Annotated in this window: 22 protein-coding genes and 2 pseudogenes; 12 read left to right on the plus strand and 12 right to left on the minus strand. The window is 57.5% G+C overall.

The window, feature by feature from the left end:
- Window positions 1–12 precede the first annotated feature (12 nt).
- From lapB to yciH, 3 genes are all read left to right on the plus strand, one after another.
- Window positions 13–1,182 (plus strand): lipopolysaccharide assembly protein LapB, encoded by a 1,170-nt coding sequence (lapB, locus tag AU511_RS02905; RefSeq protein WP_094099851.1) that lies wholly within the window; start codon window positions 13–15, stop codon window positions 1,180–1,182.
- 269 nt (window positions 1,183–1,451) lie between these two features.
- Window positions 1,452–2,183: an orotidine-5'-phosphate decarboxylase gene (pyrF, locus tag AU511_RS02910; RefSeq protein ID WP_094108714.1), complete on the plus strand. Its 732-nt coding sequence runs from the start codon at window positions 1,452–1,454 to the stop codon at window positions 2,181–2,183.
- A 2-nt stretch (window positions 2,184–2,185) separates the two neighbouring features.
- Entirely contained in the window at window positions 2,186–2,515 is a 330-nt protein-coding gene (gene yciH, locus AU511_RS02915) for a stress response translation initiation inhibitor YciH (RefSeq protein WP_094108715.1), read from the plus strand.
- 54 nt (window positions 2,516–2,569) lie between these two features.
- On the opposite strand, the gene osmB is transcribed toward yciH, so the two are convergent.
- From osmB to AU511_RS02930, 4 genes and pseudogenes are all read right to left on the minus strand, one after another.
- Window positions 2,570–2,785, minus strand: coding sequence for an osmotically-inducible lipoprotein OsmB (gene osmB / locus AU511_RS02920; RefSeq protein ID WP_026740271.1), 216 nt, complete (start codon window positions 2,783–2,785; stop codon window positions 2,570–2,572).
- Window positions 2,786–3,296: 511 nt separating this feature from the next.
- Entirely contained in the window at window positions 3,297–3,431 is a 135-nt protein-coding gene (locus AU511_RS17860; protein WP_276207159.1) for a hypothetical protein, read from the minus strand.
- A gap of 349 nt (window positions 3,432–3,780) precedes the next feature.
- Window positions 3,781–5,712 carry an exoribonuclease II gene (locus AU511_RS02925; RefSeq protein WP_094108716.1) on the minus strand — a complete coding sequence of 644 codons (1,932 nt, stop codon included), beginning with the start codon at window positions 5,710–5,712 and terminating at the stop codon, window positions 3,781–3,783.
- Between the two features lie 183 nt (window positions 5,713–5,895).
- A pseudogene (locus AU511_RS02930) lies at window positions 5,896–8,204 on the minus strand (FdhF/YdeP family oxidoreductase).
- 248 nt (window positions 8,205–8,452) lie between these two features.
- Here AU511_RS02930 and AU511_RS02935 point away from each other — a divergent pair.
- Window positions 8,453–10,045, plus strand: coding sequence for a PTS transporter subunit EIIC (locus AU511_RS02935; RefSeq protein ID WP_094108717.1), 1,593 nt, complete (start codon window positions 8,453–8,455; stop codon window positions 10,043–10,045).
- Window positions 10,046–10,076: 31 nt separating this feature from the next.
- Window positions 10,077–11,402, plus strand: coding sequence for a 6-phospho-alpha-glucosidase (locus tag AU511_RS02940; protein ID WP_094108718.1), 1,326 nt, complete (start codon window positions 10,077–10,079; stop codon window positions 11,400–11,402).
- 12 nt (window positions 11,403–11,414) lie between these two features.
- Here the strand turns inward: AU511_RS02940 and AU511_RS02945 are convergent, their stop codons facing one another.
- Window positions 11,415–12,173, minus strand: coding sequence for a GntR family transcriptional regulator (locus AU511_RS02945; protein ID WP_094099858.1), 759 nt, complete (start codon window positions 12,171–12,173; stop codon window positions 11,415–11,417).
- A 395-nt stretch (window positions 12,174–12,568) separates the two neighbouring features.
- Here AU511_RS02945 and AU511_RS02950 point away from each other — a divergent pair, with 395 nt between their 5' ends.
- Window positions 12,569–13,504, plus strand: coding sequence for a LysR family transcriptional regulator (locus AU511_RS02950; RefSeq protein ID WP_094108766.1), 936 nt, complete (start codon window positions 12,569–12,571; stop codon window positions 13,502–13,504).
- Window positions 13,505–13,558: 54 nt separating this feature from the next.
- On the opposite strand, the gene fabI is transcribed toward AU511_RS02950, so the two are convergent.
- From fabI to pspF, 7 genes are all read right to left on the minus strand, one after another.
- Window positions 13,559–14,347: an enoyl-ACP reductase FabI gene (fabI, locus tag AU511_RS02955; protein WP_094108719.1), complete on the minus strand. Its 789-nt coding sequence runs from the start codon at window positions 14,345–14,347 to the stop codon at window positions 13,559–13,561.
- Between the two features lie 153 nt (window positions 14,348–14,500).
- Window positions 14,501–15,316, minus strand: coding sequence for a putrescine export ABC transporter ATP-binding protein SapF (sapF, locus tag AU511_RS02960; protein ID WP_094099860.1), 816 nt, complete (start codon window positions 15,314–15,316; stop codon window positions 14,501–14,503).
- The gene (sapD, locus tag AU511_RS02965) at window positions 15,316–16,308 is read right to left on the minus strand and encodes a putrescine export ABC transporter ATP-binding protein SapD (RefSeq protein ID WP_094099861.1); all 993 of its coding nucleotides are present in this window, start codon (window positions 16,306–16,308) and stop codon (window positions 15,316–15,318) included. The genes sapF and sapD overlap by 1 nt, the downstream gene beginning before the upstream one ends.
- A 15-nt stretch (window positions 16,309–16,323) precedes the next feature.
- The gene (gene sapC / locus AU511_RS02970; RefSeq protein WP_094099862.1) at window positions 16,324–17,214 is read right to left on the minus strand and encodes a putrescine export ABC transporter permease SapC; all 891 of its coding nucleotides are present in this window, start codon (window positions 17,212–17,214) and stop codon (window positions 16,324–16,326) included.
- Window positions 17,201–18,166, minus strand: a complete 966-nt coding sequence (gene sapB, locus AU511_RS02975; RefSeq protein ID WP_094099863.1) for a putrescine export ABC transporter permease SapB — start codon at window positions 18,164–18,166, stop codon at window positions 17,201–17,203. The genes sapC and sapB overlap by 14 nt, the downstream gene beginning before the upstream one ends.
- A complete protein-coding gene (sapA, locus tag AU511_RS02980) occupies window positions 18,163–19,851 on the minus strand; it encodes an ABC transporter substrate-binding protein SapA (protein ID WP_094108720.1) in 1,689 nt (562 codons plus the stop codon). The genes sapB and sapA overlap by 4 nt, the downstream gene beginning before the upstream one ends.
- Window positions 19,852–19,979: 128 nt before the next feature.
- On the minus strand, window positions 19,980–20,969 hold the full coding sequence (pspF, locus tag AU511_RS02985; RefSeq protein WP_094099865.1) for a phage shock protein operon transcriptional activator: 990 nt from the start codon (window positions 20,967–20,969) through the stop codon (window positions 19,980–19,982).
- Window positions 20,970–21,192: 223 nt separating this feature from the next.
- Here pspF and pspA point away from each other — a divergent pair, with 223 nt between their 5' ends.
- The 6 genes and pseudogenes from pspA to AU511_RS03015 all read left to right on the plus strand — a co-directional run bounded on the left by pspA (window position 21,193) and on the right by AU511_RS03015 (window position 26,439).
- Window positions 21,193–21,858, plus strand: coding sequence for a phage shock protein PspA (gene pspA, locus AU511_RS02990; RefSeq protein WP_094099866.1), 666 nt, complete (start codon window positions 21,193–21,195; stop codon window positions 21,856–21,858).
- Between the two features lie 65 nt (window positions 21,859–21,923).
- The gene (gene pspB / locus AU511_RS02995) at window positions 21,924–22,151 is read left to right on the plus strand and encodes an envelope stress response membrane protein PspB (RefSeq protein WP_094099867.1); all 228 of its coding nucleotides are present in this window, start codon (window positions 21,924–21,926) and stop codon (window positions 22,149–22,151) included.
- Window positions 22,151–22,507, plus strand: coding sequence for an envelope stress response membrane protein PspC (gene pspC / locus AU511_RS03000; RefSeq protein ID WP_094099868.1), 357 nt, complete (start codon window positions 22,151–22,153; stop codon window positions 22,505–22,507). The genes pspB and pspC overlap by 1 nt, the downstream gene beginning before the upstream one ends.
- A 155-nt stretch (window positions 22,508–22,662) precedes the next feature.
- Window positions 22,663–24,059, plus strand: a pseudogene (locus AU511_RS03005) (YcjX family GTP-binding protein).
- Window positions 24,056–25,096: a YcjF family protein gene (locus tag AU511_RS03010; RefSeq protein WP_094108721.1), complete on the plus strand. Its 1,041-nt coding sequence runs from the start codon at window positions 24,056–24,058 to the stop codon at window positions 25,094–25,096. Before AU511_RS03005 ends, AU511_RS03010 begins: the two are co-directional and overlap by 4 nt.
- 101 nt (window positions 25,097–25,197) lie before the next feature.
- Window positions 25,198–26,439 carry an MFS transporter gene (locus AU511_RS03015; RefSeq protein WP_167371989.1) on the plus strand — a complete coding sequence of 414 codons (1,242 nt, stop codon included), beginning with the start codon at window positions 25,198–25,200 and terminating at the stop codon, window positions 26,437–26,439.
- Window positions 26,440–26,459 lie beyond the last annotated feature (20 nt).

The following is a 26,459-nucleotide window of genomic DNA, read 5'->3' on the forward strand; positions in this document are numbered from 1 at the left end:
GAATGATTTTTTATGCTTGAACTGCTGTTTCTGTTGTTGCCCGTTGCTGCCGCATACGGTTGGTACATGGGCCGCAGGAGTGTACAGCAGGACAAACAGGATGAGGCCAACCGTCTGTCGCGTGAATATGTGACGGGCGTAAACTTCCTGCTGTCCAACCAGCAGGACAAGGCCGTCGAATTGTTTCTTGATATGCTCAAGGACGACAGCAACACCTTCGAAGCTCATCTGACGCTGGGTAACCTATTTCGCTCCCGAGGCGAGGTAGACCGGGCCATCCGCATCCATCAGGCGTTGACTGAAAGCGCCTCCCTCAGTTTTGAACAACGCCTGTTGGCCGTGCAACAGTTGGGTCGCGACTACATGACGGCCGGGTTGTATGACCGAGCGGAAGAGATCTTCACTCAACTGGTGGACGAGGACGATTTTCGTCTGACCGCACTCCAGCAACTGTTGCAAATTCATCAGGCGACCAGCGACTGGCAGAACGCAATTGAGACGGCCGAAAAGTTGGTCAAACTTGGCCAAGAGCGTCTGCGCAGCGAAATTGCGCATTTCTACTGTGAGTTAGCGTTGCAGGCGATGGGCAGCGATGATCTTGATAAGGCGTTATCTCTGCTGAAGAAAGCAGCGGCGTCCGATAAGCTTTGCGCTCGAGCGTCCATCATGATGGGGCGTATTTACATGGCGCAGCAGCAGTATGCCAAGGCGGTAACGGCTTTGCGCCAGGTACTGGATCAGGATAAAGATTTCGTCACGGAAACGTTGCCGATGCTCCAGGAGTGTTATCAACGCTTGAACCAACCGCTGGAGTGGGCGACGTTTTTAAAACGCTGCGTTGAGGAAAATACTGGCGCCACCGCCGACTTGATGCTGGCGGATATTCTGGAGAACGAAGAAGGCGCCGAAGTGGCGCAAATCTACATCAACCGCCAGCTGCAACGACATCCAACGATGCGCGTTTTCCACCGGCTAATGGATTTCCACCTTAGCGAAGCCGAAGAAGGGCGCGCCAAAGACAGCCTGATGGTCTTGCGAGACATGGTGGGGGAGCAAATTCAGACCAAGCCGCGTTACAGCTGCCATAAGTGCGGCTTTGCCTCGCAATCCCTTTACTGGCACTGTCCGTCCTGTCGCTCATGGGCCACGATCAAGCCGATACGCGGGTTGGACGGCCAATAATTTCCTGACCGTGCCGTCTTGGCCGCCTTTTTCCGTACATAGTTACAACATCCTTTTCCCTCCTCGAAAATAAGCGTCATACGCTGGCACTGAATACATCTCGGCTCAGCAGCCACTGGGATTTGGTGGGCGGGGCATGTAGAATGCGGCGGAAATTAACGCTTAGTCTCTAGTCGGTGGGAGACTGCTTGCGCCGTTCATTAAGTTGTCGTGCGGCGCTTTTCTCCCCGCGACGTTGAATCCACATCGATACCTCGGGGATAACGCCAGTGAAAGGCCAAAACGTAACGCAGAAAAAGACTTCCCACTCCTCGCCGATCATCGTTGCCCTTGATTACGCCAGCCAGCGCGATGCTTATGAATTCGTAGATCGCATCGACCCACAGCGCTGCCGGTTAAAAGTCGGCAAAGAGATGTTTACGTTGTTCGGGCCACAGCTGGTCAATGATTTACAACAACGCGGCTTCAAGGTGTTTCTCGATTTGAAATTCCACGATATTCCCAATACAACGGCGCGCGCTGTTGCCGCGGCGGCGGAATTAGGCGTATGGATGGTCAATGTGCATGCCAGCGGCGGCGCGCGCATGATGCAGGCGGCGAAAGAGGCATTGCTGCCGTACGGTGCTGATGCGCCCTTGCTGATTGCGGTCACGGTGCTGACCAGCATGGACGAGGACGATCTGCGCGGGTTGGGGATCACGTTGTCTCCGGCAGAGCAGGCAGAACGGCTGGCGGTGCTCACGCAGCAATGCGGGCTGGACGGCGTGGTCTGTTCTGCGCACGAAGCGGCGCGTCTCAGACAGCGCTGCGGCGCGGCCTTTCAGCTGGTCACGCCGGGGATTCGCCCGGCAGGCAGTGCGGCTGGCGACCAGCGCAGAATTATGACCCCAGAGCAGGCTAAGCTGGCCGGCGTCGACTACATGGTGATTGGCCGCCCAATTACCCAGTCTTCCGATCCGGCGCAAACATTGAACGCGATTCTGGCGACGTTAGGAGAATAAATATGAGTTATCGTGATGACAACCCGCTGGTGTATTCGACGGATAGCGGACGCATTGCGGAAAAAACCGCCCCGGTCGAGCGTCCAAAGGGCGATGGCATCGTGCGAATTCAGCGCCAGACAAGTGGTCGTAAAGGCAAAGGGGTGTGTGTGATCACCGGCATTGACCTTGATGATGACGCATTGCAAAAACTGGCGGCCGAGTTGAAGAAAAAGTGCGGCTGCGGAGGGGCACTCAAAGACGGCGTAATCGAAATCCAGGGCGATAAACGAGACGTGCTGAAACAGCTGCTGGAAGCGAAAGGGATGAAGGTGAAGCTGGCGGGGGGGTAACCGCGGGCGAGACAGACATGGGCAGGTCCGGTAACGGAAACCTGCCCATAAGAATTATCTTTTGACTTCGTGGCCGATAACGCCGCCGAGCGCTGCGCCACCTAACGTGCCGAGCGTACTACCGCCGGTCAGAACGGCGCCGCCCACAGCACCTACCCCTGCGCCGATGGCCGTATTGCGATCGCGTTTAGACATATTGGAACAACCGGTCAGGCTTCCTGCCATGACTACCGCAAGTACCGTCACTGCCAATGCCTTATTTACTCTCATGGTCTTCTCCTGTTGATGCCGTCTTATGGTGGAATAAGCGGCATATGACCGCTTTTTCATAAGAAAATAGGGTGGTGGCATCATGCTGTAAAATTAACTACGAATTACTCACTTTTTGTTACCTGAAGCGCAGTATAAGTGTCGGCAAAATTTACGATAGGTAAAAACTCTTAATTCTAGCCATCCCATAGATCACTTTGTGTGACTGGCTGTCCGCCGACTTATCTCACGGCATTTTCGCGATGTCTCCTTGCTGGGTTACACCTTCACTCCCCATGAGCTGACAACGAGGGCGGTGCTGACAAATCATCGTGGCCATTACGAAGAATCACCTTTGCACTTTTGAGTCGTATCGGCAGGATTACCCCGTTATCCATTCGTTCAGAGGGCGGGTATGCTTTACCTCATTCGGGAGATGAATAATAAAAATGGCTAATGATTTAGAGGGAGTAAGTAAGGAGAGTTGGCGACCGCTCGGAAAATAAACCCGCTGTAACAGCGGGTTTGATGTTCAGAAAGAACAATGTCCCCCTTTATGATGGGAGCCGGTTCCTCCATGAGGATGTTGTCCTTTTGGGCAGGCAAATGCTGATGTAGACAGAGTGCCAATAAGGGTGATTAACAATAATGCGGCGATCTTTTTCATGATTTTTCCTTTCTATGATTGCTGTGAAAATGTGCAACATTAGTCTACGTCGCATAAGCAAAGCAGGTAAGCCTGATATTTGATCAGTAAATTATATTTATCATTTTAATGGCGACATGGCGTTTTGACAATGCAAGGTGCGGGTCAATGGGTCAGTAGTACGTTGGTGGCTAACCTAATGACCGCGCAGGGGAACGCGTTCAGCCATCAGGCAAATGCGCTTTTTACTATCTCGTGGATGGTGTAGAGGCAGGGCGATAACGAGTGGCTCGGAAGCAGAAGAACGAAGGGAACAGGATCAGCTGACGGGAGCTGACGCCATCAGGAGATTCTGATGGCGTCGTAAGCTTTATGCTGCTGGTTTGGCGATGATGCTGCGCGTCTCCAGACGCACCTCTTTCAACATCACGTCCAGCTTGTCGCTCTGGCGGTAGACTACCTCACCTTTAATGGTGACGGTGCCCGTATCCTGACTGCAAACCAACTCATCGCGGACGGCATGAAGGAATGAGGCTGGGATAAATGCCGTTGCGCCGTTGTCCAGCAGGCGAACCCGCAGACCACCGCGCGTGACGTCCATGATCTCGGCGGAGAAGCGCGTATCGGTGCCCGCATGCGCCTTCAGATAGCGCGCGTACAGCCAATCGCTGACGTCGCGTTCGGCCATACGATTAAGCCGACGACGTTCCGCCAACTGAACGGTGACGTCTTCCTGTGGTTTTTGCGCGGCCTGACCGGTGATGATCGCTTTCAGCAGGCGATGGTTCACCATATCGCCATATTTACGAATGGGCGAGGTCCAGGTGGCATAAGCTTCCAACCCCAGACCGAAATGAGGACCCGGTTCGGTGCTGATTTCCGCAAACGACTGGAAGCGGCGCATACGGCTGTCCAGGAACTGCGTTGGCAGGGCGTCCAACTGGCGACGCAACACGCAGAAGCCTTCCAGCGTCAGTATCTGCTGCGCCTCGGCCTGAATTCCGTTGCTTTCCAGAATGGCGATCGCCTGTTCAACCGTTACCGGATCAAACCCGTTGTGGATGTTGTAGATGCCGAAGCCCAGTTTTTCGCGCAACACGATGGCTGCGCAGACGTTGGCGGCGATCATGGCTTCTTCGACGATGCGATTGGCGATACGGCGTGGTTCGACCACGATATTCAGCACTTCGCCTTTTTCTCCCAGCAGGAAGCGGTAGTCCGGACGGTCTTTGAACACTAGCGCGTTCGCCGTGCGCCAGGCGCTGCGCCGCTGAGACATCTCGTGCAACAGACGGACCTGAGTAGCGATGGCCTCGCTCTCTGGTTGCCATTCGCCTTTCTCTTCCAGCCAGTCGGACACGTCGTCGTAGACCAGCTTGGCGCGGGACTCAATCCAGGCGGCGAAAAAGTGGATGTCGCTCATCGCGCCATCCTCGGCCAATGTGACGCGGCAAGCCATCACCGGACGGCGTTCCTGCGGGCGCAGGGAGCAGATATCGTCAGAGAGATGACGCGGCAACATCGGGATGTTAAAACCGGGCAGGTAGTTGGTAAAAGCGCGTTTGCGGGCAACGGCGTCCAGCTCGCTATCAGCAGGAACATACGCGGTCGGATCGGCGATCGCTATCATCATTTCGAGCGTCCCGTCACCGTTGTCGCGCACATACAACGCGTCATCCATATCTTCGGTGCTTGCGCTATCGATGGTGACGAACGCCAAAGCGGTTAAGTCTTCCCGCGTTAGTACGCCATCATTTATCTCAGCGGCGTCGTTTTCCGGCGCGCTGCGCTCCAGATTATGACGTGACAGTGTCACCCACCATGGCACCAGCGGATCGTCGCCGGTAGTAATGTATTCGGTGATTTCCGCGTGGAAATTACGGTCGCCTTTGAGCGGGTGGCGACGCATCTCCGCTACCGCCCAGTCGCCATCCTGAATCTCGTGGTCCAGTTGACGCGCGACACGGCAGCTGATCGCATCTTTCAGCAACGGATGGTCGGGGATGATCGACAGGCGGTCCTCTTTTTTCTGGACTCGACCTACGAAACGAGTCAGGAACGGTTCAATCAGGGATTCCGGCTCGGCGATTTCACGATCTTTTTCCGTGTGCAGCGACGCAACGATGCGGTCGCCGTGCATCACTTTTTTCATGTGCGGCGGCGGGATGAAGTAGCTCTTCTGTGCGTCGGCTTCAAGAAAACCAAATCCCTTATCGGTGCCTTTTACGACGCCTTCTACACGTGGCGTCTTAGAGTGGAGTTGCTGTTTAAGCTGTGCAAGCAGCGGATTGTCTTGAAACATAGCGTCCAGAAATGCGGTTATAGGTGGCTTTAGCGGCCCACAGTTTTACGCGAATCGTGCCCCGGCGGCAAGCGTTGATCCGAGGCTCCCGCAAGATTTGCCGAGCATGACGAAAGAGGAAAAAGAGGGCGTAACCAGCGGCATAGGGCACCTGAGCGCTTCTGCCGCCGGTTACACCTTTAATCAGGCTATCCTTTGCAGTGGCGCTGCCGGACTTCGAGAGACGCGTACGGGAATCGATTTGGAGGTGGGGGTAAACGTCTGATCGCCATAGCTGGAGAGCGGCACCAGCGGATTGGTTTCCGGATAGTAGGCGGCCAGATTCCGCGCGGGATAGCATATTCCACGAGTCGGAATCCGCTGACTTTACGGGTAATGCCGTCATGCCACAACGTTTCAATGTCTACCCGATCGCCGTCTTGAAGCCCCAGCGCACCGATATCGTCCGGATGCATGAATAACACTTCACGTTGGCCATAAACACCCCGATAGCGGTCATCGAGTCCGTAAATGGTGGTGTTGTACTGGTCATGGGAGCGCAGGGTCTGCAAGGTAAACGGCGCCCGTACGCCGTTCTGTTCGGGAACGACGTTGGCAGGCAACGGCGTATTGCTGAACTGGGCTTTTTTAGTCGGGGTGTGAAATCGTAACTCGGCGGCCGCGTTGCCCAAATAGAAGCCGCCCGGTTCGGCGCAGCGCTGGTTGAAGTTGTCAAAGCCCGGCAGCGTCGCGGCGATGTGGTCGCGTATCAAATCATAATTTCCCGCCAACCCCAGCCAGTCGAGCGGGTCATCACCCATTACGGTGTGGGCGATACCGGCGACGATGGCCGTCTCGGAACGTTGCTGAGGCGAGAGCGGTTGGCCGACGCCTTCGGAAGCGTGAACCATGCTGAAAGAGTCTTCGACGGTGATGTATTGAGGACCGGTCGCCTGCACATCCTGATCTGTGCGTCCCAGCGTCGGCAGAATCAAAGATTCCTGTTGGCCGGTGGTCAGATGGCTGCGATTCAGTTTAGTGCTGATGTAAGCGGTCAGATCGCAGCGGCTGATGGCGTCCGCCGTCCGCTCGCTGTCCGGCGCGGCGGCGGCCAGATTGCCGCCCAGTGCGATCAGCACCTTGATTTCATCGCGCAGCATCGCTTCGATCGCTTGCACGGTGTTGTGGCCGTGCTCACGCGGCGGAGTGAAGTTGAAGTGGGCGGCGAGGCTGTCCAACATCGCCGCCGAGGGATTTTCATCAATCCCCATCGTCCGATTGCCCTGTACGTTGCTGTGACCGCGAACAGGGCACAGGCCAGCACCTGGTTTGCCCAATTGACCGAACAGCAGTTGCAGATTGACGATCTCTCGTACGGTCGCCACCGAGTGTTTGTGCTGGGTGATGCCCATCGCCCAGGTGCAAATGACTCGCGGGGAGTTTAGGTAAAGCTCGGCGACGTGGCGAAGCTGCGCTTCGCTCAGGCCCGATTGTTCGACGATATGGGCCCAACTTGTCGCATCAACCTGCTCAAGATAGGCTTCAGCCCCATCAGTGTGGTGGTCGATAAACGCCTGATCGAAGATGCCGGTCTCGCCGGCGGCCAGACGCTGGCGATGCGTTTCCAACAGGATTTTGACGAGCCCGCGGACGGCGGCCAGATCCCCGCCTAAATTCGGCTGTAGGTAGGTATCGCTGATCGTGCCCGATAACGGCGTCAGCATCTCTACCGGTTTTTGCGGGTCAGTAAAACGCTCCAGCCCGCGTTCGCGCAGCGTATTAAAGGTGATCACGTGCGCGCCGCGTGCCGCCGCGGCACGCAGGCTGTGCAGCATGCGCGGGTGATTGGTGCCGGGATTCTGGCCGAACACCAAAATGGCGTCGGCATGGTTGAAATCATCCAGCCGCACGGTGCCCTTACCGATCCCGATACTCTGTTTCAGCCCGGTGCCGCTCGCTTCGTGGCACATATTGGAACAGTCCGGGAAGTTATTGGTCCCCATCATGCGGCCGAACAGCTGATAAAGATAAGAGACTTCGTTGCTGGCGCGTCCGGACGTATACAGCTCCATCTGATTGGGGTTATCCAGGCCGTGAATGTGATGCGCGATCAGCGCAAATGCCTGCTCCCAAGTGATGGGAACGTAGTGGTCCGTATGGCGATCGTAGCGCATTGGGTGCGTCAGGCGCCCTTGATACTCCAGAAAGTAATCGCTCTGGCGCCGCAGCGAACTCACGCTGTGCGCGGCGAAAAATTCGGGTCCGGCCGCTTTGCGCGTGGCTTCCCAGCTCACCGCCTTGGCGCCGTTCTCGCAGAAGCTGAAAGTGCTGTGGTTATCGTCGCCCCAGGCGCAGCCCGGGCAGTCGAATCCGCGCGGTTTGTTGACCCGCATCAAGTTGCGAATATTTTTGAAGGCCTCTTTGCTGTCCAGAACATAACGCGTCGTGGCTTCCAGCGAGCCCCAGCCGCCCGCAGCGCGGCGGTAGGGTTTGATTTCTGATTTAAATTTCATCATAGGATGCGCAGGCCATATTGTTTTTAATATGTGAATGGTTGTTTAAATAATTGCTGTCGGACGTTAAGTCTAGGATCGCCAAGCCGGGACGTCTAATCAAATACAGCTATCGCGAGATAGAGGGGGTTTATCGCAAATAAAGTGTGACCGGGGGCAGAGTCTTGCTCTTTTTGTCTAGTTGTATATACAAATTTTGTTATTTTCCGGTTATTCCTTAATCAGAACGAGAACAGGAAGGGTAAATAATGAAAGATCTTGGCAATAAGGTTCACGCCTTTGGTAAGGCTCTCATGATGCCGATTTCGGTCATCGCCGCCGCCGGGATTTTCCTGGGGTTAGCGGCAGCGATGCAAAACCCGGCCGTCACCGGCGATGCGTTTGCCAATATGCAAATTCCGCAGCTCATTATTGGTTTCATTCGTCAGGTCGCCGGCGCGCTTTTCGCCAACCTCCCGCTGTTTTTCGCTGTTGCCAGCGCGATAGGTCTGGCGAACGCCGAAAAACCGACGGCGGCCTTTGCCGCCGTCATCGGTTTTCTTTCTATGCACGTCGGCGTGCAGGCGACGCTCACCGCGCAGAATCTGACGCCGGTTACCACCACGGTAGAAGCGTTGATGGCAGGAGGCATGGACCGCACGGCGGCGCTGATGTATGCCGCCGAGTTCACTAAAACGTTGGGTATTTTCACCTACAACATGAGCGTGCTGGGCGGGGTAATCGCCGGGGTAGTGACGGTCATGCTGCATAACCGCTTCTACACGATTGAATTGCCGACGGCGATCAGCTTTTTTGGCGGTCGCCGTTTCGTGCCGATCGTGACGGTGGTGTGCCTGCCGCTGGTGGGTATCGTTCTGGCGTTGATTTGGCCGACTATCGGCACCGGCATCGCCTGGGTCGGGTCGCTAATCGGCCACAGCGGCCAGTACGGCGCGTTTCTTTATGGTTTTTCCGAGCGCATTCTCATCCCCACGGGTCTGCACCATATCCTGAACGAAACCGTGCGCTTCACGCCTATCGGCGGCGTGGCGACGGTGGACAGTCAAACGGTGGTGGGGGCGTTGAATATCTTCAACACCTCGCTGACTCACCCCGGCGCGGTCAGCGACGACGTGATCCGCAACGCCACCCAATTTCTGGCTCAGGGCAAGATCCCCGTCATGATGTTCGGGCTTCCCGGCGCCGCCCTGGCGATGTATCAGAGCGCCCGGCCCGAGCATAAAGAGCGCGTGAAAGCGCTGATGCTGGCCGGGGGACTGGCGTCTTTCACGACAGGGATCACCGAACCGCTCGAATTCTGCTTTATCTTCGCCTCGCCCGTCCTGTATCTGCTGCATGCCGTGCTCAGCGGCCTGTCTTTCATGCTGATGTCTCTGGCTCACCTAATGATCGGCAATATTCAGGGCGGCGCTATCGACCTGATCGTGTTCGGCGTGCTGGGCGGGCTAAAAACCCACTGGTGGTATGCGGTATTGCTGGGGGTGTTTTACTTCCTGATTTACTACTCCGTGTTCAAGTTCGTGATCACGCGTTTGAACGTCGAGACGCCGGGGCGGGAGTCTGAGACAGCGCCAGCGCCGGCGGCCGTGAACGCCAGCGAACTGACGAAAATCATCATCGACGGACTGGGCGGGCAGAGCAATATCGCGGAAGTGGATTGCTGCTTTACCCGGCTGCGCGTGCAGGTGAAAGAGATCCATCGGGTCGAAGATAAAACCCTGATGACGACGGGCGCGAATGGCGTCAAACGCGTGAATGAACATAACGTTCAGGTTATCTACGGGCCCAAGGTGGAAAAAATTGCCGCCGACGTCAAAGCGGCGCTGGGCATCACGACGTAATGAAAACTCAACCGGAAAATGGGGAACAGCGATGACAAAGACATACAGTATTGTGATTGTAGGCGGCGGTTCAACCTGGACACCGGGTTTACTGAAGGCACTGTGCAAGCGACAGAACTCGTTTCCCCTCAGACGGGTGGTGATGTACGACATCAACGCCGAACGTCAGGCGGTCATTGGTGACTTTGCGCGGCTGCTATTCAGCGAAGAGTACCCGGCGCTGGATTTCTCCTACACAACGGACGTCGAAGAGGCGTTTCAGGATGTCGATTTCGTCTTCTGCCAGATGCGTACCGGCGGTTATGCCATGCGTGAGAAAGACGAAAAGATCCCGCTGTCCTTAGGCGTGATCGGTCAGGAAACCTGTGGGCCGGGAGGATTCGCCTACGGCATGCGTTCCATCGGCGACATGATTGCGCTGGTGGAACAGGTGCGGGTGCGTTCACCGCAGGCCTGGATTCTGAACTATACCAATCCGGCGGCTATTGTCGCCGACGCGCTGCGCGTCAAATTCCCGGATGACAAACGCATTCTCAATATCTGCGACCAGCCGGTCAATCTGCTGCGTTCTTATGCCCGCATTCTCAGCCGCGACGTCAATGAGTTCGAACCGGTCTACTTCGGCTTGAACCACTTTGGCTGGTTTACGCATTTGTACGATCGCGAAGGAGAGGACCTGCTGCCGCAGTTAAAAGAGATCATCCTTAATCAGGGCTTCAAACCGGCGGATGCGGAGCAGCGCGACGCTTCGTGGCTGGAAACCTACGCGGCGGTGGCCGATATGCTGCGGGACTTTCCTGACTATCTGCCCAACACCTACCTGCAATATTACCTCTACCCGGATTACAAGCTTGGCAAGCTGGACCCGAACTTCACCCGCGCCAACGAGGTGATGGCGGGAAGGGAAAAGCGCGTGTTCGAAACGTGTCGCCATGCGGTCGCGGCGGGAACGACTAAAGATGCTAGCGTGGTACACAACGACGCGCACGGAGACATGATTGTCGAGGTCGCCGAATCCATCGCCTACAACCAGCATCGTATCTTTGTGGTTATCGTGGAAAACAACGGTCTGGTGAACAATCTGGACGACAGCGCGATGGTGGAAGTGGCGGCAACGCTCGGCATCAATGGCCCGCGGCCTTATGGCGTCGGCACTATTCCCACCTTCTATAAAGGGATGATCGAGCAGCAGTTCGCCTATGAACGCCTGACGATTGAGGCGTGGTTTGAGGGGTCTTACACCAAGGCTTTGCAGGCGTTGACGCTGAATCGGCTGGTCGTGGATGCGAAAAAGGCACGCAAGGTACTGGATGCGCTGATCGAGGCAAACCAAGGGTATTGGCCGGCGTTAAGCTGATTGTGCAAGCGACTAAGAGGGTGACGGCGTGAATAAAGGACGCAGCGGCGCGTCGAGGGTAAAGGCATAGCGCCGCTGATTGTAATAAACGTTGGAGAGCTCAAAGGGCCGCTCGTCAGCGAAAAAAGCGACGACGCTTGCGCGCAGCACGGGTTCGTCACGAGCCAACCCGAGCGCTTCCAGCACATCGACGGAGGGGAGCTCGGCGAAAATCTGCTTATGGCTGCCGACGGCATCGTAGCCTTTGGATTTAAGGTAGGCGTACTTAGACTGATTCAGATCATGCTCGCTTAGGTCGGGGAACAGTGACTGAATCATCCAGGATTGTTCATACACAAACGGCGTGCCGTCAATCAACCGCAGGCGCACCATGTAATGCACCCGCGTCTCCGGCTCTATGCGCAGGGCATGAGCCACCTCGGCGGTGGCGGTTTGTTGAGAAAAATGGAGCAATCGGTTGACGATCTTGCGCTGCGTGCTGTTGGCGACTTCGCTGGAGGTCAGATGCTGGTCCAGCGGCAACTGCACTTTTACCTGGGTATCCGGCTGGGCGACGAAGGTGCCTCGTCCGCGAAAACGTTCGACCAACCCCTGTCGCACCAGGTAGTCGACGGCTTTGCGCGCCGTCATGCGTGAAACCTGATACTGCTGACACATTTCCGCTTCGGTGGGGAGCGGGTCGCCGGGTTTCAGCGTGTTGTCATGGATCTGACGGGTCAGGATCTGCTCGATTTGCAGATAAAAAGGAACAAAGGAATGTTTATCAATCATCTTTATTCTTCCCTCCCGTTCGTTTCAGCAGCGTTGATAGTATAGGGGGATAGTTATCTATACAAGTTTTGGCTTTTTTCGTACAAGTCCACGATATACAGCAGGAAACCGTGATTGGTATTCGGGCATGATGCTTCTAAAATGGGCGTGTAAAGAGGCCAATTTCTCCGATGTGGTTGTCAGCGTTGCTTTCCTGAATGGTGTCATTCCTTAGACAGCCTCATGCGGCGGCGATATTCCACGGCCGAGAGATGCCTTCGCTCGGTGTGAATACCTTGCTGCGTGATTTCCGCATCTCTCGGCGCTTAGGCTAACCCATCAATCGAAAAACAGTGTCTGACGCGAGTCAAACGGCCGCGGTTTTCACCCGATCTCAACTTTTAGGAACTACGAAAATCGATATCAAACAACTCATCTACCTGTGCAATCTGGAAAAGGCACGCCACTTTGGCCATGCGGCCGAAGCCAGTTTTGTAAGCCAGCCTACGCTCTCCATGCGACTTAAAAATTTGGAGCGAGAACTGGGTTTGTCGCTCATCAACCGCGGTAATAACTTCAATGGTTTCACCGCGGAAGGCGAACGCGTGCTGACCTGGGCGCGCGAAATGGTGACGGTCTACCAAGGGCTGAAACTGGAAGTCGATGCTCTGAAACGCGGCACGAGCGGGCTGGTGCGCCTCGGCGCTGTCCCGCAGTGCGGTATCGCGGTGTCGCAACTGCTGGCCGATGTGCGTCAGGTCTATCCAGAATTGGCATTTCAGGTGTCGCTGTTCAGCGCGGACCGACTATTGGAGGCGCTGCAAGCGCATAACGTGGACGTCGGGATCGGCTTTTTCGAACCCGCGATGCTCGAGGCGCCGCGTTTCCAGGTGAGTCCGCTGGGCGCGCCGCAGATGGCCTTGCTGTTCAATCCGCGGCATTTCCCTTCGCTACAGGGCGATACGCCGCTTTCGCTGGCCGACGTCGCCGAACTGCCGCTGTGCCTGACGGACACCGAACGCTATTTGCGGGGATACTTGGATTCGCTCTGGCAGGATGCAGAGTTGACGCCGAATGTGGTGGTGGAAAGCGACTCGGTGTTGCAACTCATTCAAAGCGTATTCGTCGGTCTGGGGTGCGGCATTGTGCCTCAGGGCAGCTTGCTGCCGGAAATGACGCCGCAGCTGGCGTGGCGCGACCTGACGTTGCCATTGATGCCGCGTACGACGGCCATAGTGATTTCCGAACAGGGGCGTGCAACGGCGTTGGCTCAACATTTTTTCAACGTGGCGACAGCGTGGTTAGTACGGCAAAAAAACGGTTGCGAAGACAAAGCGAGAGTCGACGTGTAAGGCTTGGGAGGGGGGAGAAAACAAGCGAGCCCGAAGGCTCGCTTGCCGGAGGGATTAATCCAGCTCCAGCTCGTTCATCGCAGCGATGTTGAAACCGCCATCGACGTGCAGGACTTCACCGGAGATCCCGGCAGCCAGGTCGGAGCACAAGAAAGCGGCTGAATTGCCGACATCTTCAATGGTCACAACGCGGCGGATCGGCGTGACGGCTTCGCAGTGAGACAGCATCTTCTTGAAGTTTTTGATGCCGGATGCCGCCAGAGTACGGATCGGACCTGCGGAGATCGCGTTCACGCGCACGCCCTGAGCGCCCATGGCGTTCGCCATGTAACGCACGTTGGCTTCCAGAGACGCCTTCGCCAGACCCATCACGTTGTAGTTCGGGATGGCGCGCTCCGCGCCCAGGTAGGACAGGGTCACCAGCGCGGAATTCGGGTTCAGCATCTTGCGGCAGGCTTTCGCCATCGCCACAAAGCTGTAAGAGCTGATGTCGTGGGAGATAGAGAATCCTTCGCGCGTAACGGCATCGACATAGTCGCCGTCCAGCTGGTCGCCCGGTGCGAAGGCGATGGAGTGCACGAAACCATCGAAGTTCGGCCACACTTTCGCCAATTCGGTGAACAGCGCTTCGATGCTGGCATCTTCCGCAACGTCACATGGCAGAACGATGTTGGAACCGAGCTCGCTGGCAAAACCTTCTACGCGAGACTTCAGTTTGTCGTTCTGATAAGTGAACGCCAGTTCGGCGCCTTCGCGTTGCATCGCCTGAGCGATACCGAATGCGATGGAGCGGTTACTGGCAACGCCCGTTACCAGAATGCGCTTACCATTAAGAAAACCCATAGCAGTATCCTTGTAATCATTATTGCTGCGATCGCCGTTAAAGAATTATTGGTTAATGGCGACCGGTGTGAATAAACCGGGCGATTCTAGCATGAGTGATGCCATATGTAATACTTTGGTCATCACCGCGGTTTCCTGCCCGGACTGGGTAAATCAAAGAACGCCGCCGTCGCTTCGCCAAGCGTCGGCGCTCAATGCTTCGCCGAAATGGCTGGCGATCAGGCGCTTGGTTAAATCGTGCAACGGCGCCGCCAAAACGTCCGCTGTACTGCCGCGTTCCACGACTTCGCCGTTATGCATCACCAAAATCTTATCGCTGATATGCTTCATCATGCCCAGATGCTGAGTGACATAGATGTAGGAAATACCGTGTTTTTCCTGCAACTCCAGCATCAGATTGATGATTTGCGAACGCATAGACATATCCAGCGATGCCAACGCTTCGTCAGCCACAATCACTTTCGGCTGCAAGATGAGCGCTCGCGCCAGCCCGACGCGCTGTTTCTGGCCCGGTGCCAGCGCGTGCGGATAATACGAGGCGTGGTCGGCGCGCAGGCCGACCTGACGCAGCGCCAGATAGACGGCTTTTTCACGCTCTTCCGGACTAAGCTTCGTATTCAGGCGCAGCGGTAGTTCCAGCAGCTGACCTATACGCTGACGTGGATTCAGCGCGTTGCCGGCGTCCTGAAAAATCATGCGAATACGCTGGCTGCGGTAGCCGTAATCGCCATATTCCAGCGGATGGTCGTCAATCACCAACTGACCTGAGGTCGGCGGAAGCACGCCCGCCAGCATTTTCGCCAGGGTCGACTTCCCGGAACCGTTCTCGCCGATAATCGCCAGCGTTTGCCGCTCGCGCAGGGTAAAACTCACCGATTTGACCGCTTCGATGTGCTGCCGCCGAAACAGGCCGGTGCGATAGCGGAACGTTTTGGTGAGATTGCGGGCTTCGAGCAAAGTCTCCACCATCAGGATTCCTCCATATTGAGCGGGAAGTGGCAGGCATACCAATGGTTTTTCGATACGATCAGTGGCGGCGTGATCATGCATTCGCGCTGCGAATAAGGACAACGCGGACCGAGACGACACCCGACCGGAAGATGCTCCAGAGATGGGATCGCGCCGGGCAGCGTATTCAGGCGGCTCTTGTGGGGAAGCGCGCGGCCGAAGTCCGGCATCGCGCGGATCAACGCCTGAGTGTAGGGATGGTACGGGGTGCTGATGAGTTCGCTACTCTGCGCGCTTTCGACGGTCTGCCCGCAGTACAGCACGTTGATGCGATTAGCCCATTTACTCATCGTCTGCAGGTCATGGCTGATCAGCAGGATCGTCGTGTTGTTGTTTTGGTTAAGCCGCGACAGTAGGCGGAATATCTGCGCTTGCGTGGTGGCTTCCATCGCGTTGGTTGGCTCATCGGCGATCAGTAGCCGGGGCTGATTGGCCAGCGCGATGGCGATCATGACTTTCTGGCACTCCCCCTCGGTCAGCTCATAAGGGTAGCTGCTCATGATGTCCTTGTGGTCCTTAATCCCCACGCGGTGCAGCAGCGCGACGGCGCGACGTTTACGCCAGTTGAAGCGCTGCCACCAGCGTCCCTTGTAGGTCCAGCCGGGAATAGACTGAACCAGCTGACGCCCGATTTTAGCCGACGGGTCAAGACATGACTGCGGCTCCTGGAAGATCATCGACAGATTATGTCCCACCAGTTTGCGGCGTTGCCTGGGCGTGAGCTTGAGCATGTCGATATTGTCAAAGCGGAAACGGTCGGCGGTCACGCGCCAGTTGTCTTTGGTGATGCCGCAGATCGCTTTGGCGATCAGGCTTTTCCCCGACCCGGATTCCCCTACCAGACCGCGGATTTCGCCTTCGCTGAGGCTGATGCTGACGCGGTCGACGGCTTTGACCGGCCCTTCGGCGGTCATGAATTCGATGGTCAGATTACGAATGTCCAGTAATGGCATACCTTTTTTCCACCACTATTCGGTTTGTGCCAGCAGAGAACGGCGCAGGCCATCCCCCAGCAGGTTGACGATCAGCACGCTCAGGGTAATTGCGCCCCCGGGCAACATGACGGTCCAGGGCGCGGCGTAGACGAGCTCCAGCGAACTTCCCAACAGCGTTCCCCACTCGGTCGTCGGCAACTGCGCGCCCAGATTGAGAAAGCCCAGCGCGGCGATATCCAAGATGGCGACCGACAAGGCGCGGGTGAATTCGCTGACCAGCAACGGCAAGATATTGGGCAGCACGGCATACCAGATGATATAGCGCGTGGATGCGCCATCCAGACGCGAGGCGATGACGTACTCTTTTTCCAGCTCGTCATGCACGGCGGTGTATATGGTGCGCACCATCCTCGGCAACAGCGCCAGCCACACGGCGAGCATGGCGTGTTCAAGCTTCGGGCCGATAAAGGCGATGACCACAATCGCCAGCAGCAGAGAGGGGATGGACAACAAAGTATCCAGAATATGGTTCAGGACGGCGGAGCGCAGCCCATGGGTCACCCCCGCCATCAGACCGACCAGAATGCCGAACAACGCCGCACCCAGCGTGACCAGCAGCGCGGAGCCAATGGTCGGGGCCGTGCCGCTCAGCAGTCGGCTGAGCAGATCGCGGCCTAAATCGTCCGTTCCCAAAAAGAAGGAGACTTCACCATAATGCGACCATGACGGCGGTAACAGCTGATAGCCGAGGAACTGCTGGTCTACGGCATAAGGGGCGAGGGTGTTGCCGAACAGACACAGCGCGATCAGCATCAGAAAGCCGTAAAACCCAATCATGGCCAGGTGATCCTGTTTAAACATGGTCCAAGTATCACGCCAGCGGCTGGGCTGATGCTTTTCGCGGTAAATGTTATCGGAGAGCATACCATTCCTTGTGTTTCAATGGGTTGGCCATCGCCCCCCAGATATCCGACAGCACGCCGATAGAGGAAACCATCATCCCGATCACCACGACGCCCCCCGAGATCGCCGCATAGTCCTGCTGGCGAATCGCGTTCACCAGCCAGCGTCCCGCGCCCGGCCAGCTAAACACCACTTCGGTAATCATCGCCAGCGTCAGCATGGCGGAGAACTGCAAACCCAGCTTGGGAATGATGGGCGGCAATGCGTTATGCAACAAATGACGGCGAATGATGGTGGTGCGCGACAGACCCCGCGTGTAGGCCGCCTTGATGTAGCTTTTGCCGATGATTTCGGTAGTGCTGATCCGCATCAATCGGAACACTTCCGTCGTCGGGGCGACGGACAGCACCGTCACGGGCAGAATCAGGTGGCGGACGGCGCTCATCATCATCTCGTCCCGGTAGGGAGACTTCGCCAGCCAGGCGTCTATCAACGAAAATCCGGTGACGCGCGGCACCTGATAGAGCAAGTCAAAGCGACCGGAGACCGGCAGCCAGCCCAGATGCAGCGAAAAGAACAGCGTCATCAATAGCGCCAGCCAGTAAACCGGCAGCGAGAACCCCAGCAGCGCCAGCCCGCTCAAAATCTTGTCCTGCGTTTTGTTTTGCAGGATACCTGCGGTAATCCCCAGCACGATACCGATGACCAGCGCGAGCGAAAAGGCCAGCACGCACAGCTCTATCGTGGCGGGCAGCACCTCTTTCAGCTGTTCGCTGACCGGTTGTCCGTTGATACTGGATAGCCCGAGGTTCCACTGGAACAGCCCGACGATGTAAAAGCGGTAGGCGTCAAACAGCGCCACGCCGCGCAGCGGGGCGTGGGGGGTGAAATAGAGCAGGCTGAAGCCGACCAGCGTCAGCAGAAATAGCGTCACCACCAGCAATAACAGGCGGCGCAAGGCATAGATAATCACGGCGCGACTCCTTCCATCGGCGGCGGTTCCGGCGGTGCAGACTGCGGCGCTTCGCTTTCGCGGTAGACCCCGGCGAAAGAGGTATTGCCGAAGGGGCTGAGCACCAATCCTTTCATATCATAACGATAGGCCTGCATGCGTAGCGAGGAGGCCAGCGGAAGCACGGGCAGCTGATCCGCCAGAATCTGGTGCGCCTGCTGGTAGTAATCGATGCGTCTGGAGAGCTGTTGCGATGAAAGCGCGTCCTGCAACACCTGATCGAATCCGCTATCGCACCAGTGGGCATAGTTGGTTTGTGACCGGATGGCGGCGCAGCTGAGCAGGGGGCGGAACACGCTGTCCGGATCGTTGCTGTCCGTGGCCCAGCCAGCGAGGGTTAGATCGTGATTCATTTCCATCAGGCGCGCTTCCTGAAAGCGGCCTTCGACTGGTATCAGCGTCACTTCGACGCCCACCTGGGCCAGGTCGGCCTGAATCAGTTCCGCTGTTTTCACCGGACTGGGGTTGTAGGACTGTGATGTGCTAGGTACCCACAGTTGGAGGTGCAAATGATTCACCCCCAGTTCCTGAAGCATCCGACGGGATTTCTCCGGATTGTACGCGGTGATCTGCGCTTCGCTGTTATAAGCCCATGACGCGCGCGGCAAAATGGACGCGGCGGTTTCCGCCGTGCCGTAATAAATCGACTGCATCAGCCGGTCGTTGTTGATTGCCAGCGCCAGAGCATGGCGGACGCGCGGGTCGTCCAGCGGGGGCTTACGCACGTTGAACGCCAGATAAGCGACGTTCATGCCCGGACGTAACGACAGACGCAGACGAGGGTCGTTACGCAGGATGCTGAGCTGACTGGCGGCCGGATAGGCCAGGACGTCACACTCGCCGGTCAGCAGCTTGGACAGCCGCCCGGTGCCGCCCGCGCCAAGGTCGAACACGACCTGTTCCATGCGCGGCTGGCCGCGCCAGTAGTCGCTATTGCGCCGCAGACGCACAAACTGTCCGTAGCGATACTCGTTTAGCATGTAAGGGCCGGTGCCGACCGGCTGGCGGTCGATCTGCTCCTTTTTATCCTGCTTTTGCAACTGCTTGGCATATTCGGCCGACAGGATCGGCGCGTAGTGTGTCGCCAGGTGCCACAGGAACGAAGCGTCCGGTTTGTTAAGACGGATCTCGATGGTGTAGTCGCCGATTTTGCGAATACTCTGCACCGTATCGGCAAACTGCAGGCTGTCGAAATAGGGGTATTCGCCGCCGTTGATGTCATGGAACGGGTGATGGATATCCAGCATCCGCTGGAAGCTGAAGAGCACGTCGTCCGCGTTCATGGCGCGGGTGGGCGTGAACCACGCGGTGTGTTGAAACGGTACATCGTGGCGCAATGTGAAGCGGTACGTCGCGCCGCTGTCCAACACTTCCCAACGCTGGGCCAGCTCAGGCACTAGTCGATAGGTGTAAGGGTCCACGCCGAGCAGGCGGTCGTACAGCTGTGCGGCGAGCGTATCCACCATCACGCCGCTGCGCGCCATCTGGGGGTTGAATGTCGTCAGTTCGTCGTTGACGCAATACACGAAGCCGCTGCTGCGGATATCTTCCGGCGGCGTCGGGCTTGGCGTGGGCGGCAACGGTGCTGCCAGCGCGGAACCTGTTAACCAGGCCAACGCTAGCGCAAGAGTATATTTTCCAGACATACGGGAGTTTTCAGGCAATATGCGATAGACAGAGTGTAACGCACTCTGCGTCTCGTCCCAATTTCTTGTCGCCAACCGTCGCCTTTTTCACCATCGCGCGCTCGCCTTTTCCATCGGCAGGTCGGGATTTAAAGCTCATTAACCGTGATGGCGTGTTTTTTCAGCAGTCCGCGTAGCTGGTGGTAGCTCAGTCCCAACAGCTCGGCGGCCTTGCGCTGGTTGAAGCGAGACTGGACCAACGCTTGCTGCAACAGCTTCTGCTCTTGCTGACTCAGCCAGCCGCGCATATCCAGTGGTAGCGTGGGGAGGGGGTCTGCCGACGCGTCCGGCAGCGGGAGGAGCGCGGTCGGTTTAAACGGGTTAATGATGATATGGTCCAGCGGCTCGCTGCTGGTGCCGTGGCGATAAACGGAGCGTTCCACCACGTTTTTGAGTTCGCGTACGTTGCCGGGCCAGTGATAGTCGAGCAGGGTGCGTTGCGCGCGGTCGGTCATTCCGGGGAAAAGTGGAAGTCCCAGCTCCCGGCACATCTGAACGGCGAAATGTTCCGCCAGCAGCATGATGTCCTGCTGACGCTGGCGCAGCGGCGGAAGCTGCACCACGTCGAATGCCAGACGGTCCAGCAGGTCGGCGCGGAATTTGCCCTGCGCCGCCAGCGCGGGGAGATCGTCGTTGGTGGCGCACACCAAACGCACGTCGACCTGCAAAGATTGTCCGCCGCCGACGCGTTCGAGCGCGCCGTATTCAATGACGCGCAGGAGTTTCTCCTGCACCAGCATCGGCGCGGTCGCCAGTTCATCCAAAAACAGCGTGCCGCCGTCGGCGCGTTCGAAACGGCCAAGATGACGCTTTTGCGCGCCGGTGAATGCCCCGGCTTCATGGCCGAACAGCTCCGAGTCCAACAGGTTTTCATTCAAGGCGGCGCAGTTGAGTGAAATGAATGGCCCTTGCCAGCGGGGGGACAAGTAGTGAAGGCGGCTGGCGATCAGCTCTTTGCCAGTACCGCGTTCGCCGATCACCAACACCGGTTTGCTGAGCTGCGCGAGCTGGGAAACCTGTTCCAGCATTTCGAGGAAACTGTTGGCTTCCCCCAGCAGCGAATCTTGTTCGTAGGCCACAAAATCACCTTGCCATATTGACTAACTGTTAGCGAATTTAACCAGCATAGCAGTCGTGCGTCGTTCCGTAAAAAACAATAATGCTTTTAAATTCAGTTAAATATTCATGTTTACGACATTGGCACGGATATTGAAACAGCTTAAGGAGAGAACGTGACCCGATACGCCGGGGCGGATCTAATGGGCGTGCTAAAACGCCGGAAATTATTAAGAGGATAACACTATGGGTATTTTTTCTCGTTTCGCCGACATCGTTAACGCCAACATCACCTCCTTGCTGGACAAGGCAGAAGATCCCCAGAAGCTGGTTCGGCTCATGATTCAGGAAATGGAAGACACGCTGGTCGAAGTGCGCTCCACCTCAGCGCGAGCGCTGGCGGAGAAAAAACAGCTGGCGCGCCGTATCACTCAGGCTCATGCCCAACAGACGGAATGGCAGGAAAAAGCAGAGCTGGCGCTGCGTAAAGATAAAGAAGATCTGGCCCGCGCCGCCCTGATTGAGAAGCAAAAGCTGACCGATCTGATCGCGCTGCTGGAGCAGGAAGCAGAGAACGTCGATGAAACGCTGGAACGCATGAAGCGTGAAATCGGCGAGCTGGAAAATAAACTGACCGAAACCCGCGCGCGCCAGAAGGCACTGACGCTGCGTCATCAGGCTGCCAGCTCCTCGCGCGATATCCGCCGTCAGTTGGATAGCGGAAAACTGGATGAGGCGCTAGCGCGTTTCGAGCAGTTTGAACGCCGGATCGACTCTATCGAAGCCGAAGGTGAAAGCGTCGGTTTGGGCAAGCAGAAAACGCTGGATCAGCAGTTCACCGAGTTGAAAGCGAACGATGAAATCGACGCGCAGTTGGCGGCGTTAAAAGCTAAAGTAAAACCTGCGGAGTAACCGCTACGGGCTGTCGCCGTCGGCGGCAGCCTGAGATACGCATCATGATTATTTAAGGAGAGAAAATGGGCACCCTGGTTCTGACGATGATACCGCTGACCATTTTTCTGCTATTCGTCGCTCCGCTTTGGCTTTGGCTGCATTATAGTCAGCGAAAAAACCGTGCTCAGTTGGGGACGGCGGATATGCAGCGACTGCACACATTGACGCAAGACGCGCAGCGTATGCGCGAACGTATTGAAACGCTGGAAGAGATTCTGGATGCGAAACATCCGAACTGGAGGCAATCCTGATGAGACTGAACCGGAGTTTTAACAAGCTGTATCTCATGCCGGAAGAGGGCATGTTCAAAGGCGTTTGCGCCGGACTGGCCCACTATTTCGACGTACCGGTGAAGCTGATCCGCCTGATTGCCGTACTGTCGATCTTCTTCGGCCTGTTCTTCTTTACCGTGGTGGCGTACATCGCGCTGTGCTTTATTCTGGAGCCGGCGCCGGACGGCGCCTACGGTACGCCGGACGCGTCTCCCAACCAACTGTTGGATCAGGCGGACGCGCAGCTGGTGGAAAGCGAGCGCCGTCTGCGTGATATCGAACGATACATCACGTCAGAAACTTACGGCGTGCGTAGTCAGTTCCGCCAGATGTAATCCTATCCGCCACGGTCAAGCCTACGCTGACGCCGTGGCTGTCAATGCTCCCGATACGTGCGCTTTCGCATTTCGCCATCGGGCACCATAATAGCGTTTATCTACCATCACCCTCAGAAACGACACACAGGGAAAGGAGCGTCATGGCAAATCCCCTGAATCGACTACAGCAAGACATCGGCGCGCTGGTGAATCGCGGCGTCGATCGTCATCTGCGTCTGGCCGTCACCGGTCTGAGCCGCAGCGGAAAAACCGCGTTCATCACGGCGCTGGTCAATCAACTGTTGTCGGTGCATAACGGCGCGCGTCTGCCGCTGTTCTCGCCCGTGCGCGAAAATCGTTTGCTGGGTGCGCGACGCATCCCGCAGCGTGATTTAGGCGTACCGCGCTTCGCCTACGACGAAGGCCTGGCCGCGCTGTACGGCGAGCCGCCCGACTGGCCGACGCCGACGCGCGGCGTCAGCGAGATAAGACTGGCGCTGCGCTACCGCTCCAACGACTCGCTGCTGCGGCATTTCAAAGATAACTCCACGCTGTATTTGGAAATCGTCGACTATCCGGGGGAGTGGCTGTTGGACCTGCCGATGTTGGAGCAGCGTTATTTGGACTGGTCCCATCAGATGAGCGGACTGCTTCAGGGCGAACGGCGCACGTGGGCGCAGCCCTGGCTGTCGCTGTGCGAACAGCTGGATCCGTTAGCGCCTGCGGATGAAAACCAACTGGCGGCGGTGGCGCAGGCCTACACGGATTATCTGCTGCGTTGCAAACGGGAAGGCTTGCACTTTATTCAGCCGGGCCGATTGGTATTGCCCGGCGATCTGGCCGCGCGCCGGTATTGCAATTTTTCCCTTGGCCGCGGAGCCGCGACGGGCAGGAGTCTGCGCTGGCGCAGGCTGACGCATCAACCAATATCGGCATGTTGCGTCAGCGTTTTGAGTACTACTGCCAGCACGTGGTGAAAGGGTTTTATAAGCAGCACTTCGTGCGTTTTGACCGTCAGATTGTGCTGGTGGACTGCCTGCAGCCGTTGAACAGCGGCGTTCAGGCTTTCAACGATATGCGTCTGGCGCTGACGCAGCTGATGCAGAGCTTTCATTACGGCAAACGGACGCTGTTTCGCCGTCTGTTCTCTCCCTGTATCGACAAGCTGATGTTTGCCGCGACCAAGGCGGACCACATTACCACCGACCAGCATGCCAATCTGGTGTCGCTGTTGCAGCAGTTGGTGCAGGACGCCTGGCAAAACGCGGCCTTCGAAGGCATCAGCATGGAGTGTGCCGGTATCGCCTCGGTACAGGCGACGCAGAGCGGTCTGATCGACCACCAAGGTCAGAAAATCCCCGCGTTGAAAGGCCATCGGCTCAGCGATGGGGAGCCGCTGACGGTTTATCCCGGCGAAGTGCCGTCACGTCTTCCTGGACCGGCGTTTTGGCGCGAGCAAGGGTTCCATTTCGATGCCTTTCGGCCGCCGGAAATGAGCATTGATACACCGCTGCCGCATATACGTCTGGATACGGTGATGGACTATTTACTGGGGGACAAACTGCGATGACGGAACCGCTGAAACCGCGAATGAAGTTCGAAGAGGCACCGCCGATGGACATGCCGCCCACGCTGCGCCCCAACGTGACTTTCGACGGTGAGAACGCTCATCAATTCACCCCTACGGTGACGGAAAACGAGCGGGAAGAAGGCGTGGCGGAGGCGGCCGTGAGCGGCGCGTTGCGTCCACGCCGCAGCCTGTGGCGACGTATGGCGATGGCCGGCGTCGCACTGTTTGGCGCCAGCGCCGTCGCTCAGGGCATACAGTCGCTTCACCATGCGTGGCTGAATCAGGACTGGATTTCTCTCGGCGGTATCGCCGCCGGAACGCTGATTGTCGGCGCGGGTGTCGGCTCGTTGGCGATGGAGTGGCGTCGGCTATATCGCCTGCGCCAGCGAGCGGAGGCGCGCGATCGCGCCGCCGAGTTGTTGCACAGCCACGGGATGGGCGCGGGGCGTGAATTTTGCGAACAACTGGCGCGGCAGGCCGGACTGGACCACGGACACCCGGCGATGCAGCGCTGGCTTGCTTCGCTACATGAAACCCACAACGACCGGGAAGTGGTGGCGCTGTACGCGGAACTGGTGCAGCCGGTGCTAGACGTTCAGGCGCGGCGCGAAATTAGCCGATATGCAGCTGAATCCGCCCTGATGGTCGCCGTGAGTCCGCTGGCGTTGGTGGATATGGCTTTCATTGCCTGGCGTAATCTGAGGCTGGTCAATCGGATCGCCGCGCTGTACGGCATTGAACTGGGCTATTTCAGCCGTATTCGCCTGTTTCGTCTGGTGCTGCTCAATGTCGCTTTCGCCGGCGCATCCGAGCTGGTGCGTGAAATCGGAATGGATTGGATGTCGCAGGATCTCGCAGCCCGTCTGTCCGCGCGCGTCGCCCAAGGGCTGGGGGCCGGGCTTCTGACCGCGCGTCTCGGCATCAAGGCGATGGAGTTGTGTCGTCCGCTGCCGTGGTTGGACGATAAGCCGCGCCTGGGCGATTTCCGACGCGAGCTGATCGGCCAGCTGAAATCCACGCTCGCCGACAAAAAATAATTCGTCAAAGCCCGGTCCGCGTAAGGTGATCGCAGAAAGGGAAAAGCGTATATTGCATGCACGATGACACCAGACCGTTCGCCATTTCATGTGATGCCACTATGCGTAATAACCGACTGCGGTTGCCGCTTCTAATCCTATTCGCTTTGCTTGCCCTCGCGCTCAATCTGCGCAGCCCCCTGACCGCGATTGCGCCGGTTATCGACCAAATTCGCGCGGATCTCCACATCAACGTGACCCTCGCTGGGCTGCTAACCACAATCCCCGTGCTGTGCTTCGGCTTGCTTACGCCGCTGGCTTCGCTACTAATCTCCCGCATCGGCATCGAGAGGGCGATTATGGCGTCCTTGATAGGCGCGACGTTGGGGACGCTGCTGCGACCCATGGGCGGCGTCACGATGGCGCTGGTGGGGACGTTGACGATCGGCGCGTCCCTGACCGTCGGCAATATCGTCTGCCTGATGGTCATCGCCCGGGACTTTCATCAGCGGCGCAACATGGCCACTGGACTTTACACGGCGGCCATTAATGTCGGCACCATGTTGACCTCCGCGCTGACCGCGCCGCTGGCGCTGCTGTTTGGCTGGCGGGTTGCGCTGGGGATCTGGTGCCTGCTGGCGATAGTAGCGATGGCGGTCTGGGGACGCGTGATTCAGCGCAAACGCGGCGCGCGCCAGCCGGAGAGCGGCGGCCCTGTCCCGCTCAAGGTTCAGATGAGCCTGTCGCCGTTGCCGCCGCTCACGTTCTGGCGCCAGCCAATTTTGTGGTATCTGGTGACGGCCTTTACCGTTCACCTTTTCATTTACTACGGCATGACCGCCTGGTTGCCTGCCTACTTGACGCAGGAAGCGGGAATGAGCCTTGCGGAGGCCGGTCTTATCGCCTCGGTCTTCCAAATCACGGCGCTAATCGGTTCGTTCGGCGTACCGATGGTGGCCTCATTGTGGCGCGTACCGCGGGCATTATTGCTGGCGATCGTCGGTGTCTTCTGGTTGCTGACGCCAGCGGGGATGTATTACTGGCCGCATCAATGGCCTTTTTGGTCGTTGGCCAGCGGCATCGCGCAGGGCGGCGGCTTCACCGCTATTTTCATGCTGATTATGGAAAACGCCCGCGATCTGGATGAGAACCGACGTTTCTCTTCTGCTGTGCAGGGCGTGGGGTATTCTCTGGCGTCGGTCGGACCGCTGGTGACCGGCGGGCTTCATACGCTGTTCGGCAACTGGGCCGTCAGCTTCCTGCTGCTTTCCGCACTCTCTATCCTGATGCTGGCGATGGGGGTGGCTATCGGTCTGATGAAGCAGCGCGATGCGCCGCCGCCAGAAAACGCCAGGCCAGAGTAGAGTGTCAACTTTTGCTGACA

It is taken from the genome of Lonsdalea iberica (assembly GCF_002111585.1).
In the GTDB taxonomy this organism is placed as follows: Bacteria; Pseudomonadota; Gammaproteobacteria; order Enterobacterales; family Enterobacteriaceae; genus Lonsdalea; species Lonsdalea iberica.

Excerpts from the sequence above, each read along its gene's own strand:
- lapB (WP_094099851.1), top strand. The coding sequence starts at position 13 with ATGCTTGAACTGCTGTTTCTGTTGTTGCCCGTTGCTGCCGCATACGGT.
- yciH (WP_094108715.1), top strand. The coding sequence starts at position 2,186 with ATGAGTTATCGTGATGACAACCCGCTGGTGTATTCGACGGATAGCGGA.
- osmB (WP_026740271.1), bottom strand. The coding sequence starts at position 2,785 with ATGAGAGTAAATAAGGCATTGGCAGTGACGGTACTTGCGGTAGTCATG.
- AU511_RS17860 (WP_276207159.1), bottom strand. The coding sequence starts at position 3,431 with ATGAAAAAGATCGCCGCATTATTGTTAATCACCCTTATTGGCACTCTG.
- AU511_RS02925 (WP_094108716.1), bottom strand. The coding sequence starts at position 5,712 with ATGTTTCAAGACAATCCGCTGCTTGCACAGCTTAAACAGCAACTCCAC.
- AU511_RS02935 (WP_094108717.1), top strand. The coding sequence starts at position 8,453 with ATGAAAGATCTTGGCAATAAGGTTCACGCCTTTGGTAAGGCTCTCATG.
- AU511_RS02940 (WP_094108718.1), top strand. The coding sequence starts at position 10,077 with ATGACAAAGACATACAGTATTGTGATTGTAGGCGGCGGTTCAACCTGG.
- AU511_RS02945 (WP_094099858.1), bottom strand. The coding sequence starts at position 12,173 with ATGATTGATAAACATTCCTTTGTTCCTTTTTATCTGCAAATCGAGCAG.
- fabI (WP_094108719.1), bottom strand. The coding sequence starts at position 14,347 with ATGGGTTTTCTTAATGGTAAGCGCATTCTGGTAACGGGCGTTGCCAGT.
- sapF (WP_094099860.1), bottom strand. The coding sequence starts at position 15,316 with ATGGTGGAGACTTTGCTCGAAGCCCGCAATCTCACCAAAACGTTCCGC.
- sapD (WP_094099861.1), bottom strand. The coding sequence starts at position 16,308 with ATGCCATTACTGGACATTCGTAATCTGACCATCGAATTCATGACCGCC.
- sapC (WP_094099862.1), bottom strand. The coding sequence starts at position 17,214 with ATGCTCTCCGATAACATTTACCGCGAAAAGCATCAGCCCAGCCGCTGG.
- sapA (WP_094108720.1), bottom strand. The coding sequence starts at position 19,851 with ATGTCTGGAAAATATACTCTTGCGCTAGCGTTGGCCTGGTTAACAGGT.
- pspA (WP_094099866.1), top strand. The coding sequence starts at position 21,193 with ATGGGTATTTTTTCTCGTTTCGCCGACATCGTTAACGCCAACATCACC.
- pspB (WP_094099867.1), top strand. The coding sequence starts at position 21,924 with ATGGGCACCCTGGTTCTGACGATGATACCGCTGACCATTTTTCTGCTA.
- pspC (WP_094099868.1), top strand. The coding sequence starts at position 22,151 with ATGAGACTGAACCGGAGTTTTAACAAGCTGTATCTCATGCCGGAAGAG.
- AU511_RS03010 (WP_094108721.1), top strand. The coding sequence starts at position 24,056 with ATGACGGAACCGCTGAAACCGCGAATGAAGTTCGAAGAGGCACCGCCG.
- AU511_RS03015 (WP_167371989.1), top strand. The coding sequence starts at position 25,198 with ATGCGTAATAACCGACTGCGGTTGCCGCTTCTAATCCTATTCGCTTTG.